A 14,185-nucleotide genomic window follows, 5' to 3' on the forward strand; every position below is an offset into this window, starting at 1 on the left:
CCACCCGCCCCACCGTCACCCGGCGCCCGGGCCCCGCTACTTGGACTGGTCGATCGACGTCTGCCAGGCGGCCGCCGCTTCGTCCAGCGCCTGTTTCACCGGTTTCTTGCCGCTGACGGCGTCCTGGAACGTGGTCTTGAACAGGTCAAACAGGGTGCCGGTGTTGGGAAGCGCCGGCAGCACGATGTTCGCCTTGGCGTCCTGGTTCGCAAACTGCGGGATGTACTTGAGCATCGGATCCGCGCTCCCGTTGAGGGAGTTCATTGCCGCGCGGGTCGCCCACGGCAGGCTGATCGCCTTGGTCATGGCGACCGCCGTGGCCGGGGAGTAGAGGTACTGCAGGAACTTCCACGCCGCTTCCTTGTTCGGAGACTTGGCGCTCATGGCCACACCGCTGCAGCTCCATAGGTAACCACCGGTCTTGGCGCGCCACGCCGGCGCGTACGCCAGCTTGATCTTGGGATCGATCTGCTTGGACTTCGACCAGATGAACGGGCCGTCGATGATGCTCGCGACCTGCCCGCTCGCGACGTACTCGAGCATGCGCGCCTGGTCCTCGCCGAACGATCCCGGCACGACGAGCCCCATCTGGTAGAAGTTCTTCCACCAGGTCATCGCCGCGACGCCCGCGGGTGAGTTGAAGGTGACCTTGCCCGTCGTCGTGTCAAGGAGCTGCCCGCCCTCCTGCGCCAGGCGGAAGCCGAAGTAGCGCGTCATCGCGAAGCCGCCGTCGGACAGCGGCATGCTCATGCCGTACTTGTTGGCGCCTTGGTTGTGCAGTTTCTTCTCCACGTCGATGAACTGGTCCCAGTTGGCCGGCGGCTTCAACCCGGCCGCCGCGAACTGGTCGACGTTGTAGGCAAATTGATAGGGGATCATGTACAGGCAAAGCGAAAGCGTGTCGCCGTTGATCTTGCGCAGCGTCGTCGGCAGCAGCGTGTCGGCGAACGCTTTGCTCTTCGCGAGCCACGGATCCAGGTTTTCCACGTACCCGAGCTTCTTCAGACCCGGGAGCCAGCTGCCTTCGGTGCCGAACACGTCGTAGTTCTCGCCCGCGGCCGCGGCCGCGTTCAATTTCCCGGACATCTGCGGATAGGGCGTGTCCACGACGGTGATCTTGATATCGGGGTTGGCCTTTTGGAAGTTGTCGATCAGCCGGTTGAAGTTGTCGGGACCCCATTCGTTGACCCACCATTCCATCCATTTGATCTCGGTGGGCGAGCCAGCAGCTGTCGCGAACGTGGACACACTCAGTGTCAGGATCGAAGCCAGGGCGAGCAGGACGGCGGTACGCAGAGCCGGTCTGGTCCGCATGCGCAGCTCTCCTCTCCGATTGACGCCGTGATGCCGCGGTTTCAGACGCGCGGGCTCGTATCCCTCCGTGGTCGCAGCGCGAGGTTGCGTTTGTCCGGCCATTCTCCCCACGTTGCCAAATTCCTTGTCGAGAGCGCGTGCGCCCGCTCGCCGGCCGCGCCGAGAAGAGTAGAGTCACACAAGACGCCGCCGAACCGGAGCCGCGCGGCGGCGCGGTCGTCTCGCGGCACTACCGATCCGGTGTTCTGGGGGCGTCCGCGGACGCGGTGGTGCGGAGCCACTCCACCACGCATCCGGCCAGCTCCGCGTGCCGCCCGTCGAAGTAGTGATTGCCGCCCTCGAGTTGGACGATCTCTACGGCGGCGTCGCCGACCGCCGCCTCCAGTTCGTCCGCCCGAGCGCGCCCTTCGAGCGACGCGTCGATCGCGCCCTGGACGACGAGGATCTGCCCGGCCATCCGTGCCGCGAGCTGGAGCCCGCCCTGCCAGATGTCGGGACGGTGGCGCTTGACCGATCCCATCGTGGTGAGGATCCAGTGGCGAATACGGAGATCGCCCGACAGGGCCGGATACCGCACGATCTTGTTGCACGCGTAGCCGTGCCCGAGGATCACGGCCGTGTGCGCGCCGTGCTCGAACAGGAAGTCCAGCCCGGCGCGGAGGTCGTGGTGGGCGAGATCGAAGTCTTTGGGCTCCTGGAGGTCGTGGTCGCGCATGTTGAGCGACAGGCACGTGTAACCGGCCTGGGCCAGCCTCGGAGGCAGCCACCGGGACGGCCCGCGGTAGAAGTTCCAGGTGAGCCCGTGCACCATGAGGATCTGGGGCCCCGGCCCGGCCGGCGCGGGGGCGCGATACAACGCGCCGTCCAGGTCGACCCCGTCCGCCGTCTTCACCGTGATCAACTCCGCGAGCATGCGTTGCCTCCCCTCGGGCTACCCTTTGACCGCGCCGCCCAGCAATCCCCGCATCACGGCGCCCCGGAAGATCACCGCCAGCAGCGCCGGCACGACGGCCGTCATCAACCCGGCGCTGTTCATCAGGCCCCAACTCGGATTCGTGATCGCGTTCAATGACTGCGCCAGCACCACGGACAGGGGCCACGCACGCTCCGTCGCCGTCAAGACGAGCGCCACGATGAAATCGGACCAGGCCGCGATGAAGACGAACGCGCCCGCCGCGAACAGCGAGTTGGACGACAGCGGCAGCACGATCCGCGTGAAGATGTGCGTCGGGCTGCATCCGTCGATCGCGGCCGCCTCCTCCAGTTCGACGGGGAACGTGCGGTAGAACCCTTCGAGGATCCAGATGACGAACGGTAGCAGCAGGCCCGCGTCGGCCAGGATCAGACCGGACAGCGTGTCCAGCAGGCCGACGCGCTGCAGCCCCATGTAGATCGGGATCAGCACGGCGATCACCGGCAGCATGCGCGTCCCGAGGAGGCAGAACAGAATGACGTTCCTCCGGCCCGGCCGGACAAACCGCGTCAGCGAGTACGCCGATACCGATCCGCACACGAGGCAGATGACGACGGTGACCGACGCGAGGGTCAGGCTGTTCAGAAAGGATCGAGTGAACGCGCGGATCTGCGGATTTTGCTCCGCCTCGCGGGCGTCCGCGCCCCGCAGTTGGAACAGGGTTCGGTAGTGCACCGCCGTGATCTCGGACGGGATCCAATGCGGCGGCCGGGCGAGGAGCTCGCGGTCCGGAGACAGGCTCGAGATCACCATCCACGCCGGTGGCGCCAGAAGATAGAAGAGGCTCGCGGCGAACAGCACGCCGAGCGCGAGCCGCTTCACGACCGGCGGGCGCCGAGACCGGTGCACGCCCGTCGGCAGGGTCACGAGCCGTCCCCCTGCGGCAGCGCGCGCCAATACCCGAACGTGATCGCGAGCGTCATCAGCGTGAGCAGACACGCCACTGCCGCCGCGGCCCCGAGGTCGCCGAACTGGAACGCCTTGGCGAACGTGAAGTAGCTCAGCACCGTCGTGGCCTCGCCGGGCCCGCCGCTCGTCAGGACGTAGATGATGTCGAACGCGCGCATCGACCACACGGCGCAGAAGAGGACGGCGACCGTGAGCGCGGGGGCGATAAACGGCACCGTGATGTAGCGGAACCGGGCCCAGCTGCCCGCGCCGTCGAGCTGCGCGGATTCGTAGTAGTCCGCGGGGACGGAGCGCAGGGCGGCATACAGGATGATCACCACGAACGGCACGAGCTTCCACGAATAGGCGAAGATCACCGCGTGCATCGCCGAGGCCGGTGTGCTCAGCCACGCGCGGTAGCCGCCGATCACGTGCAGCGATACCAGAAGACCGTTCAGCGAGCCGAACGTGGGATTGTAGATCCACTGCCACATCGAGGCGTTGACGATCTCCGGGATCCCCCAGGCGAGCACCGCGCCGACCACGAGCCATCCGGACCCGGGGGCGTCGGTGTCCAGCAGGAGGGCGATCCCGAGGCCGACGGCGTTGGCGACGGCAACCGAGAGCACCGCGAAGTACACCGTGTTGCGAAACGCGGTCGCCACGGAGCCGTCGGAGAGCACGAACCGGTAGTTGGCCAAGCCGGCGAAGCCGCCCGACGCCGGCGCCCCGATCCGAAGATCGAGGGTACTCAGGTACGCGACGTACGCCACCGGGACGATGGTGAACGCCGCGATCAGCACAAGGCTGGGAAGGTTCAGGAGACGCAGGGGCACGTCCATCCGCGCCCACTGCGTCCGCGACGCCGGCATCCTCGGTCAGTCCGCCATGCGCGCGCGTGCGGGCGGCCGTCGCCCGCCGGCGTCACCCGCGAGCCGCGTCACTTATAGCGCGCCGCCAGCTCCTTCGCCTTGGCCGACCACGCCTGCGCGCCCTGATCCACCGGCGTCCGCCCGACGAGCATGTCCTGCAGCACGCCGTTCGCGTAGGTTTCCCACTCGGAGTACCACACCGCCTGGAACGGCACGATGCCGCTCATCGGCACCGCGTTTTCGAGGTTGGCTTCGACCTGGCCGGGGTCCGCTCCCCACGACCGCAGCGACGCCGCCACCACCGGATCCTTCTCCACCCCTCGGTATCCCCAGGTCAGCGCGCCCGAGGTCACCCACGCCTTGGGCGTGACGAAATTGCCGTCCTTGTTCATGCCGCCCATGTACCGCATGAACCGCCAGGCTTCGGCCTTGTGCGCGCTCGCGCCGTTGATCGCGTAGAGCCGCGCGAACCCGGCGGTGCGGTGCAGGGCGGGGGTCGGGCCGAGCTTCGTCACACCGTACACCTTGGACTTGTCCTTGTCGTTGGCCCACTGCGGCCCGGCGAAGAAGCTGGTCGTCAGCATGGTGGCATAGTCGCCGCCCATGAACGCTGTGGCCGACGTGTTCGGGTCGAGCTCGATCCCGTTCGGGTCCGACAGCCCCTCCTTATACGTCGAGACCCACCACCGCAGCGAGGCGAGCGCGATCGGTGTCATGTTCAAGCTGTCGTCCAGCACGCGGCCTCCGCGCGACGCCGCCATCGCATTGACGACCCAGATGCCGCCCCACCCTGCGATCTTGACCGGCCACAGCATCGGCGTCTTGGCCAATCCCTTGCTCTTGATCGCGCGCGCCTGGTCGCTCCACTCTTCGTACGTCTTCGGCGGCGCGGCGAACCCGGCGGCCTTGAGCATCCGGTCGTTGTAGATGAGGGCGAAGTAGCTCGAGAAGTACGGCAGACCGTACAGCCTGCTCTGGTACGTCATCGAGCGCAGCGCCACCGGCAGCATCTGCTGCTTCAGCGCGCCCGCGCCGTCGTAGGCATCGAGCGGCTGCAGCCACGGCGACCACTGCGCCAGGATACCGTCGGCCACGTACAGCACGTCGAACGGCGTCTTGGCGTTCTGCATGAGCTGGATCTTCGGGATGTACTCGTTGCCGGGAATGACTTCCGTGTCGACCTTGATGTCGGGGTTCTCGGTCTCGAACTGGGTGATGAACTGCTGCACGGTCTGGACCTGGTAGTTCCAGACCATGAACTTGAGGTGCACGGGCTCGGCCGCGACGGCCCGCACGCCGAGCGCGTTCGCCGCGCCCCACGCCACCGCCGCTCCGCCGAGTCCCTTCAACACGGTGCGCCGCGTCAACCCCTTCGTCATCGCGTTCCCTCCCGTGATCATGCTCGCGGCAAGAAGATGGACGCCGCACCTGCAGACCCAGTCCGGTGTCGCGTCGACCAATGGCGATGAATTGTTGCAAACGTGCGTGATTGAATCTTGGCTTCCCCGGAGTCCGCGGCGATTCCTGTCGTGAGCGGTATGGACCGCTACCCGACCGGCGGGCGGTCGGCCGCCCAAGGAGCGACGGCCTCGAACGCGGCCGCGGCCCGAAGCACGAGCGCGTCGGCCAGGCGAGGTCCGACGATCTGGAGCCCCACGGGCAGCCCGGCGGTGGTTCGGCCGCACGGAACGCTGGCCGCCGGGTAGCCCACCATGTTCAGGGGGAACGTGAACGCGAGCCATCCGAGCCGGCCGACCGGTCGACCCGCGATCTCGTCGTACGCATCGACCCCGACGGGGAGGGGCGGAGCCGCAAGCGTGGGCGTGAGCAGCAGATCGAACCGCTCGAAGAAGCGCCGGAACGCGTCGTTGAGCGTACGGCGGTGGTTCGCCGCCCTGACGAACTCGACCGCGGTCCGCGTCATGCCTTCTTCGATCCACGGCAGGAACGACGGGTCGAACCGGCCGCGGTGGGTGGCAAGCGCGTCACCCCAGCGCGCGGCTGCCGTCGAGCTGGAGACGACTTCGAACGCCGGTGCCGGGTCCGTAAACTCGGGACCGGCCTCGTCCACACCGCACCCGATCTCGGCAAAGCGCGTGGCGCCGGCCTCGGCGATCCGCCTGACCTCGGGATCCACCGCGGCGTATCCCCAGTCTGGGGTCCACGCGACACGCAGCCCCCGCACGCCGGTTTGCAGGACGGCCATGTAGTCCGTCCCGTCTGCGGGCAGGGAGCCAGGATCCCGCGGATCGGGTCCGACGATCGCCGCAAACAGCATCGCCGCATCGCGAACCGACCGCGCCATCGGGCCGATGTGGGACGCCGTCTCCAGCCCTCCGAACACGGGCGCCTGCGCGACGCGGCCGAGCGTGGGCTTCAGGCCGAAGACGCCGCAGCAGCTACTGGGGATCCGCACGGATCCGCCCCCGTCGGTGCCGACCGCGAGCGGCCCCAGTCCGGCCGCCACCGCCGCGGCGGCGCCGCCGCTCGATCCTCCGGAGGTATGGGCGAGGCTCCACGGATTGCGCGTCGGGCCGAACACGCGATTGTCGGTCACGGCCTTGTGGCCAAACTCGGGCGTGTTCGTCTTTCCGAGGATGATGGCCCCGGCGCGTTTTGCGCGCGCGACCACCGGGGCGTCCTCCTCGGGAACGTACTCCGCGAACACAAGCGAGCCCATGGTCGTCCGGATGCCGGCGGTCTCGATCAGGTCCTTGACGGACACCGGGATCCCGTGGAGGATGCCGAGCGCGTCGCCGCGCATCACCGCGGCCTCGGCCTCCCTGGCCGCGGCGCGGGCCTGCCCGGCGGCGATGGTGCAGTACGCGTTCAGCGTCGGGTTGACCCGGTCGATGCGGGCGAGGATCGCGTCGACGATCTCGACGGGCGACACCTGTTTCGCCCGGATCGCGGCACCCATCTCCCAGGCGGAGAGGTCGCAGAGATCCGCGTTGGGCATCGCCGTCACGCCGGGCCGCGGCCGGTGCTGCCGCCGCTGATCAGCGCCACCCGGCTCCGCATCGCCGATACGTCGCCTCGCTTACCGCTGCGTGCTTCGTCCCCGTTTGCATGCCACGCTCCTTCGGGATGCGGATGCGAAGAGGAAGTTCCCCGCTCGGCGTCGGGCGGTCCGACCGCGTTGTCCGAGGCTTCCGGGCCGGCGGAGGGGCGTCTCGTCATCGATCGCGGCGCGTCGACAACGACCCGGGACCAGGGCGCACTTTGACGGCCCAGCTTCGTAGTCCTTTGGGCAGGATACGACGCGCCGGGGTTCGGGAACAAACGCGCGCTCCCCGTCGCTACTCCGTGTGCCGGGCGGCGGGCGCGTGTCGGATGCCGTCGTCCTGCGAGAGACGCGCCGCTGCGCTGGGGAGAATAAGGTAACACTCCGCGTCACAGATCGCGAACGACGCCTGCGCGATGCCAAGTGGCGCATTCATAGGACCGTGACACCGGGCCGCTACGGTGGAGCGCACGGCCATGCGCGTGGGTCTTTCGCGGAGAGGTTCTGTCTCAGGGAGGGAATGCTGGTCATGTTGAGAGATGACGATCGACGGGGCCGCCGGACCGCGGCAGCGGGAGCCGCGGTACTTCTCCTGACCGCGTGGCTCGGTGTCGCGGGGGTGCTCCCCGCGTCCGCGGCGGCGCCACCGGTGGGGACGACTCCCGCGGGCATCGAGCGGCTCACCATCGTGCAACCGTCCACCGTGACGTATCGTGTCGGGGAGACGTTCCTCACAGGCAAACGGTTCAACATGGCCGTCGGCACGACGCACGCGGTCCAGGGCGACGTCTACGTCGACCGCGCGCACCCGTCGAACAGTCGCGTCGGATCGATCACGGTCGATATCAGCACCTTCCAGTCGGACAAGGGCCGACGCGACGAGGCGATCCGGAGTAAGTGGTTGGAATCCTCCAAGTACCCTACCGCCGTGTTCACGCCCACGGCAATCCGCGGGCTGCCTGCGTCGTATGCGGAGGGGCAGGAGGTCCCGGTGCAGATTCTGGGCACCCTTCGGGTGCGAGACGTGACCAAGCCCGAGACGTTCGCGGGCACGATCAAGCTCACGGGACATACACTCACCGGCAGCGTGCAAACGTCGATTTTGATGACCGACTTCGGGTTTGATCCGCCGTCGATCCTCGGCGTGCTGAAGGCGGAGAATCAGGCGCAGCTCGAGCTCGAGTTCACGGCGCAGCCGCCCGAAGGCTAGCGCGTCGGCGCGTCCGTCGAATGCGCATCTCACGCTGGGCCGGGCTGTCGCCCGGCCCAGCGCCGTTCGGGAGGTGTCCCGCGTCGGCGTGGTCGGGCGAGGCCGCCGCGTCTTCCCACGTCGTGGTGCGATCCTCGTTTCCGTGCGGCGCGGCCTCCGGCAAGGTACTGCGGGCGACGCCGAAGAACCCGATACCGGGGGTTGGGTACGTCGATCGCGGGGGAGGCCTGAGGGCCGAGTTGGGAAGACCAGACGCGGAGGTGTTGCGCCCCGGCCGCGACGCCGGGGCGCTGGTTGCGGACCCGCAATCGCTTCTGCGTGCCAACAACGCGCTGCAGATCCTGTCGAACGCTGCGTGGTACGCTGCGGTGCCGTTTATCCCTCTCTACCTTGTGTCGCAGGGCGCCTCCATCGGCGTGGTCGGCGTCATCATCGGGTGCTCCGGGATTCTGCCGCTCCTCATCTCGCTCCACGCCGGTGCGCTCGCGGACCAGCGCGGCCCCGTCGTCGTGGCGCAAGCCTCCGTCCTGCTGTTCGGGCTGGCGGGAATCGTCCTGGCGACGCTGCACCCGGTGTGGGCGGTGGCCGTCGCGTACTCGCTCATGTCCGTCGCCAACATCGGGTTTGCCATCGCGCCCCAGGCGATCGTTGCCGCGGCGAGCACGCCGGCCACGCGGGTCAGGAACTACGGCTACTATTCGCTGTGGAACTCCGCGGGGGCCGTGGTCGGTCCGGTGCTCGGCGGGTACGTCGCGGGTCACTTCGGCTATCGCGCCGCGTTCGCGTTGGTGTGGATCTTGATGGTGCCGTCGTTTTGGGCGACCGTGTCGATGCGCTTCGTCCCGCCGGCCTCGCGACACGTCTCGTTTGCGACCGCGCACCGCCTCGTCGGCACGATCGTCCGCCAACGGGGCGTCGCCGGTGTGTTGTTCATCTCGTTCATGATGGTCTGGGCGCAGCAGCTGCAGCAGACGTTCTATCCGATCTACCTGCACCGCGTCGGGCTCTCCACATTCCTCATCGGGTTCGTCCTTGCGGCGATCAGTCTCAGCTCGATGCTGGTCCGTTCGGCACTGACGCGGGCGGTGGAATGGCTCGGCTACCGGTGGTTGCTGCTCGGCGCGACCGCGCTGGTCGCCGTCGCGCTCGGCGCGACGCCGCTGTTCCACCGGTTCTGGCCGTTCGTGCTGCTGTCGGGGTTGGTGGGCGCCAGCCTGGGGATCACACAGCCGTTGAGCATGAGCCTCATGGCGGAGTCGGTCGCGTCGGAGTTCTGGGGGGTGGCATTCGGTATTCGCCAAGGCGCGCAGCGTGTCGCGTCAATCACGAGCCCGATGGTGCTGGGCTTCGTGATCGCGGTGGCGGGGCTTCAGTGGGCGTTCTTCCTTGGCGGCGGCACCATCCTCGCGACGATTCCCATCATGGCGGGTGTGACCCAGCATCTCCGGCACCGCCGGGACCGCTGATCGCCGCCGCCGTCGGGGAAGGACCCCGGCATCTCCGCGGGCGAAACCGGGCAGCGTGAAGGGCGACCGCGCAAAGTGGGACACTCGGTATGCGTCGAAAGATCCCCGGCACGACGCGGATCCGGTGCCGCTCTTCGCGGCGTGGGTGCGCCGGCTCGATCCCGGCAGGGCGCTCGATGTCGGCGCAGGGCTGGGGCGGCACGCCATCCTGCTTGCCCGCCACGGCTGGACCGTGGACGCCGTCGACATCTCGCTCGAAGGGCTGGCCGAGCTCAGGCGCCGCGCGCAGCGGGCCGGCGTCCGGGTGAACCTCATCGCCGCGGACTTGGATGACTTCGTGGTTCGGGCCGAGTCCTACGATCTGATCGTGCAGACCTTCTTTCTGAGCCGCCGCCTGCTGCCGCGGCTGCGACGGTGGCTGCGGCCGGGCGGTCACCTATACATCGAGACGCACGTGCGGACCCCGGACGACCCGGCCAGGGGACGGTACGCCCTCCGGCCGGGCGAGCTCCCGCAGTTGATGCGCGGCTGGGAGATCATCGCGTACGCTGAGGGCGACAGGCCGGAAGGGATCCACCGTTTCGCGACGGCGGGCGCGCTCGCGCGGCGGCCATCGGACTAACGCTCCCGGAGCGCCGGACCCGTCGTTGGCTCCCGGCGATCGCGGCGCCACATTCGTGGTCGCCTTGGCGTACGCGTCCTGCCACGGTCATCACGGCAGGTCTCACTTTGCAGCACCGCGAAAGCCACTACGCGTGTGACGACGAGTCCCACCCGGGGGCACAAGTTGGTCGCCTACGCGGTCCGCCGTCTCCTGCACGCCGTGCCAGTGTTGCTCGGCGTGACGGTGGTGGTTTTTCTGACCATGAAGCTCGTGCCTGGTGACCAGGCGGAAGCGCTGCTGGGACCGCAGGGGACCCCCGAAGGGATCGCGGAGATTCGCCACACGCTCGGGCTTGATCAGCCGATCTACGTGCAGTACGCGCGCTGGATCTGGCGCGTGGTGCACGGTGACTTCGGGTACTCCTGGAACCTCGGCCGGCCCGCGGTCGACGTGCTCGTCCCGAAGATCACCAACACGCTCATCCTCGGGGTCACCAGTTTTCTGCTCGCGGTGTTGCTTGGTGTGACCGGGGGCGTCGTCGCCGCGGTGCGTTCCTATTCGTGGGTCGACCGGGCGAGCGTCGGCCTGGGCGTGCTCATCGGGAACGCGCCGCCGTTTTGGCTCGGATTGGTGCTCGTGTTCGTGTTTTCGATCGCGCTGGGTACCTTTCCGTCCGAGGGCATCCACGATCTGCGCAACCCCGGGGGATTGCCGGACCTGCTCCGGCACCTGGCGCTGCCCGCGCTCACAACCGCAGCCGCACCCGGGGCGATTATCCTCCGACAGGTGCGTTCGAGCATCATCGATACACGCCAGCAGGACTTCGTGAGGGTCGCATACGCCAAGGGGTTGCTGCGCTGGGTCGTGTTCTGGCGCCACATCTTCCGCGCGGCGCTTCCGCCGGTGATTACCATTTCCGGATTGCAGCTCGGGTATCTCATGGGCGGCGCCATCTTCAGCGAGGTGGTGTTCGCGTGGCCCGGCCTGGGACTTCAGCTCTATCTCGCGGTGACCGCCCGTGATCTGGCCGTCGTCCAGGGCGCCGTGCTCTTCATCGCCACCGCGTTCGTGACCATCAACCTTGTCGTTGATCTGTTGGTGATGGTGGCCAACCCGCGGCTCCGCTCGACCTAGCCGGGACGTAGAGCCGACCGCGGCAGGCTCGGTTCGTGATTCGGAGAGGCTTGAGGTGCGCGACAGGCGCGTGCAACATCCGCGCCCCGTCGGGGCCCTACGCCACGGAAGGAGTCAGCCCATGCTACGGTGTCCCACGATCGAACAACTGCGAGAGATTGCGCAGGATCACGGGCTGCACCTGAGCGATGCGGACCTGGAGTCGTTTCGTCGGCTGGTGGCGCAATCGCTGGAGTCGTACCGGCGCGTCGACCGGCTCATCGACCCGATTCCGCCAATTGCGTATCCCCGCACGCCGGGATACCGTCCGCGGCCCCAGGACAACCCGTACAACGCGTGGTACCGAAAGTGCTCGATCAAGGGAGCGCCGGACGGTCCCCTGCGTGGGAAACGGGTGGCGATCAAAGACAATGTGTGCGTTGCCGGCGTTCCCATGATGAACGGATCTTCGATTCTCGAGGGGTACATCCCCGAGTTCGATGCAACGATCGTGACCAGGATCTTGGACGCCGGCGGGGAGATCGTCGGCAAATCGACCTGCGAGAACCTCTGTTTCTCCGGAAGCAGCTTTACCTCCGATACCGGTCCGGTGCCGAATCCCCACGATCCGTCCCGTTCGGTTGGGGGCTCATCCACGGGCAGTGCGGTGCTGCTTGTGATGGACGAATGTGACATGGCAATCGGCGGCGACCAAGGGGGATCGATCGCCCACCCCAGCGCCTGGACCGGAGTCTATGGCCTCAAGCCGACCTACGGGCTCGTCCCCTATACGGGCATCTTCCCGATCGAGCACACGCTGGACCACATCGGCCCGATGGCCACCACGGTGGCCGACGTCGCGCTGCTGTTGGAGGTGCTCGCGGGAGCCGATGGCCTCGATCCTCGGCAACGCGACGTGCGGACGGAGACGTACACCGCCGCGCTCGGCCGCGACGCCCGAGGCTTGCGAATCGGGGTGCTCGAAGAGGCGTTCGGCTGGCCGAACCGTTCGGAGCCTGACGTCGACGACGCGGTGCGCAGAGCGGCCGCTACCTTCGCCGAGTTGGGCGCGACCGTGCGGAATGTTTCTGTTCCGATGCACCGGGACGGATTTGACATCTGGAACTGCATCGCCATCGAGGGCGCCGCCGCCCTGATGGTGGACGGCAACGCGATGGGCACGAACTGGAAAGGCCAGTACAGCGTGTCGCTGCTCGAGGCGTTTGCTCGAGGTCGCCTGTGCGAGGCCGATAGCCTGCCGGAGACCGTGAAGTTCGTGATGCTGATGGCGCGGCACATGCGGCAACAGTATCACGGGCGCTACTACGCGAAGGCGCAGAACTTGGGGCGCGTGTTGGCGCGCGCATACGAGGACGCGTTCCGGGACGTCGACCTCCTGCTTCTCCCGACGTTGCCAATGAAGGCGATTCCCCTGCCGGTCGAGCCGGATCTTACGCCAGAGGAGTTCCTGACGAGCGGGCTCGGGATCAACCACAACACGTGCCCGTTCAACGTGACCGGGCACCCGGCACTCACGATCCCGTGCGCCAAGTCCGCCGGCCTGCCTATCGGGATGACGCTGGTGGGGCCCGCGTGGGCCGAGTCTACGCTGCTTCGAGCGGGCCATGCGTTTGAGCAGACCGGAGCGTACACCGTTCACCTCTCACGCTAGCGGCCGCAGCGGCACGGCGGCCCGCAGCGGAGGACGCACGGCCGCGAACCGCACACCCACGTGAGGTGGGCGATCATGCACAAGGGACCGAGACATCCGTCCCAGTGGAACCTCATCCGCCGAGCCATCGTCGCCGACCGACCGGCGCTCGCCGGCCTGTGTTTCATCGCGGCGGTCGTGTTCGTGAGTGCGGCGATCCCACTTTTCTCCCCGTACGATCCGACGGCTCCGGTGGACGGTCCTCGGCTGGCACCGCCGCTGACTCCCGGCCATCTCCTCGGCATCGACAGCCAGCAGCGGGACGTGCTGGTACGGCTGCTGTGGGGGGGGCGCATCTCATTGCTCTCTGGCGTCCTGCCGACCGCCGCCGCCACATTGGTCAGTCTCGCGATGGGCTCGACGGCGGCGTACGTCGGCGGGTTCGCGGAAACGGTGATCATGCGCAGCATGGATGTCCTGTTCGCGTTCCCAAGCGCGCTGCTGGCGATCGCCATCGCGGGAGCCCTTGGACCGAACGAGCGGAACCAGATGCTGGCGATCGGGATCGTGCTGATCCCGTACATCACGCGTGTGGTGCATGACTCCGTGCGCGGTATCAAGGTGCTGCCGTATATCGAGGCCAGCCAGTCGCTCGGAGCCTCAACGCGGACCATCCTCGCGCGACACATCGTGCCCAACGCGTTTCCCCCGGTCATGGCCTACAGCACGACCCTGGTCGGGATGATGATGGTGCTGTCGTCGGGCCTGAGTTTTCTCGGTCTGGGTGTGCAACCGCCGACCGCTGACTGGGGGGCGATGGTGCGAGACGCCAAGGACGTGCTGAGCGTCGCCCCGTGGCTCTCGACGCTTCCGGGGCTGATGATCCTGCTCACGGCCCTCGCGTTCAACTACCTGGGAGACGGACTGGCCGATGCGCTCGATCCACAGAGACGCCGGCTGAAGGGTTCGCGGTCGAGGGACATCGACGGGCGACGGAGCGCGGCGGGAGTCGATCGAGTGAACGCCCGTCCCGCATGACGGCGCGCGAAGCCGGCACCACGGCGGGGTATCGGCGACCGCGGCGGGAGTT

General features: G+C 67.8%; 12 protein-coding genes. 6 read left to right on the forward strand and 6 right to left on the reverse strand.

The features are described from left to right. Positions 1-36 precede the first annotated feature (36 nt). From VKZ50_15040 to VKZ50_15065, 6 genes are all read right to left on the reverse strand, one after another. Entirely contained in the window at positions 37-1,314 is a 1,278-nt protein-coding gene (locus VKZ50_15040) for a sugar ABC transporter substrate-binding protein (protein HLJ61039.1), read from the reverse strand. A gap of 229 nt (positions 1,315-1,543) precedes the next feature. After that, the gene (locus tag VKZ50_15045; GenBank protein HLJ61040.1) at positions 1,544-2,227 is read right to left on the reverse strand and encodes a hypothetical protein; all 684 of its coding nucleotides are present in this window, start codon (positions 2,225-2,227) and stop codon (positions 1,544-1,546) included. An 18-nt stretch (positions 2,228-2,245) separates the two neighbouring features. After that, positions 2,246-3,154, reverse strand: coding sequence for a carbohydrate ABC transporter permease (locus VKZ50_15050; GenBank protein ID HLJ61041.1), 909 nt, complete (start codon positions 3,152-3,154; stop codon positions 2,246-2,248). Further along, complete coding sequence (locus VKZ50_15055; protein ID HLJ61042.1) at positions 3,151-4,047, reverse strand: sugar ABC transporter permease; 897 nt, start codon at positions 4,045-4,047, stop codon at positions 3,151-3,153. The genes VKZ50_15050 and VKZ50_15055 overlap by 4 nt, the downstream gene beginning before the upstream one ends. Positions 4,048-4,115: 68 nt before the next feature. Then, positions 4,116-5,426 (reverse strand): extracellular solute-binding protein, encoded by a 1,311-nt coding sequence (locus tag VKZ50_15060; protein ID HLJ61043.1) that lies wholly within the window; start codon positions 5,424-5,426, stop codon positions 4,116-4,118. Positions 5,427-5,593: 167 nt separating this feature from the next. Then, positions 5,594-7,006, reverse strand: coding sequence for an amidase family protein (locus VKZ50_15065; protein ID HLJ61044.1), 1,413 nt, complete (start codon positions 7,004-7,006; stop codon positions 5,594-5,596). 574 nt (positions 7,007-7,580) lie between these two features. On the opposite strand from VKZ50_15065, the gene VKZ50_15070 reads away from it, so the two are divergent. From VKZ50_15070 to VKZ50_15095, 6 genes are all read left to right on the forward strand, one after another. Beyond that, complete coding sequence (locus VKZ50_15070; GenBank protein HLJ61045.1) at positions 7,581-8,261, forward strand: YceI family protein; 681 nt, start codon at positions 7,581-7,583, stop codon at positions 8,259-8,261. A gap of 20 nt (positions 8,262-8,281) precedes the next feature. Continuing rightward, positions 8,282-9,727, forward strand: coding sequence for an MFS transporter (locus tag VKZ50_15075; GenBank protein ID HLJ61046.1), 1,446 nt, complete (start codon positions 8,282-8,284; stop codon positions 9,725-9,727). Between the two features lie 55 nt (positions 9,728-9,782). Next, positions 9,783-10,349, forward strand: a complete 567-nt coding sequence (locus tag VKZ50_15080) for a methyltransferase domain-containing protein (GenBank protein HLJ61047.1) — start codon at positions 9,783-9,785, stop codon at positions 10,347-10,349. A 165-nt stretch (positions 10,350-10,514) separates the two neighbouring features. Continuing rightward, complete coding sequence (locus VKZ50_15085) at positions 10,515-11,465, forward strand: ABC transporter permease (GenBank protein ID HLJ61048.1); 951 nt, start codon at positions 10,515-10,517, stop codon at positions 11,463-11,465. Positions 11,466-11,586: 121 nt separating this feature from the next. Further along, positions 11,587-13,116 (forward strand): amidase, encoded by a 1,530-nt coding sequence (locus tag VKZ50_15090; protein ID HLJ61049.1) that lies wholly within the window; start codon positions 11,587-11,589, stop codon positions 13,114-13,116. Positions 13,117-13,191: 75 nt separating this feature from the next. Next, the gene (locus VKZ50_15095) at positions 13,192-14,133 is read left to right on the forward strand and encodes an ABC transporter permease (protein ID HLJ61050.1); all 942 of its coding nucleotides are present in this window, start codon (positions 13,192-13,194) and stop codon (positions 14,131-14,133) included. Positions 14,134-14,185 lie beyond the last annotated feature (52 nt).

Source organism: bacterium, from assembly GCA_035295165.1.
Taxonomy (GTDB): domain Bacteria; phylum Sysuimicrobiota; class Sysuimicrobiia; order Sysuimicrobiales; family Segetimicrobiaceae; genus JAJPIA01.

Bases quoted from the DNA above. Each gene is read 5' to 3' on its own strand.
- VKZ50_15045 (HLJ61040.1), bottom strand. From the start codon at position 2,227: ATGCTCGCGGAGTTGATCACGGTGAAGACGGCGGACGGGGTCGACCTG.
- VKZ50_15070 (HLJ61045.1), top strand. From the start codon at position 7,581: ATGTTGAGAGATGACGATCGACGGGGCCGCCGGACCGCGGCAGCGGGA.
- VKZ50_15040 (HLJ61039.1), bottom strand. From the start codon at position 1,314: ATGCGGACCAGACCGGCTCTGCGTACCGCCGTCCTGCTCGCCCTGGCT.
- VKZ50_15060 (HLJ61043.1), bottom strand. From the start codon at position 5,426: ATGACGAAGGGGTTGACGCGGCGCACCGTGTTGAAGGGACTCGGCGGA.
- VKZ50_15090 (HLJ61049.1), top strand. From the start codon at position 11,587: ATGCTACGGTGTCCCACGATCGAACAACTGCGAGAGATTGCGCAGGAT.
- VKZ50_15095 (HLJ61050.1), top strand. From the start codon at position 13,192: ATGCACAAGGGACCGAGACATCCGTCCCAGTGGAACCTCATCCGCCGA.
- VKZ50_15075 (HLJ61046.1), top strand. From the start codon at position 8,282: ATGCGCATCTCACGCTGGGCCGGGCTGTCGCCCGGCCCAGCGCCGTTC.
- VKZ50_15055 (HLJ61042.1), bottom strand. From the start codon at position 4,047: ATGCCGGCGTCGCGGACGCAGTGGGCGCGGATGGACGTGCCCCTGCGT.
- VKZ50_15065 (HLJ61044.1), bottom strand. From the start codon at position 7,006: ATGCCCAACGCGGATCTCTGCGACCTCTCCGCCTGGGAGATGGGTGCC.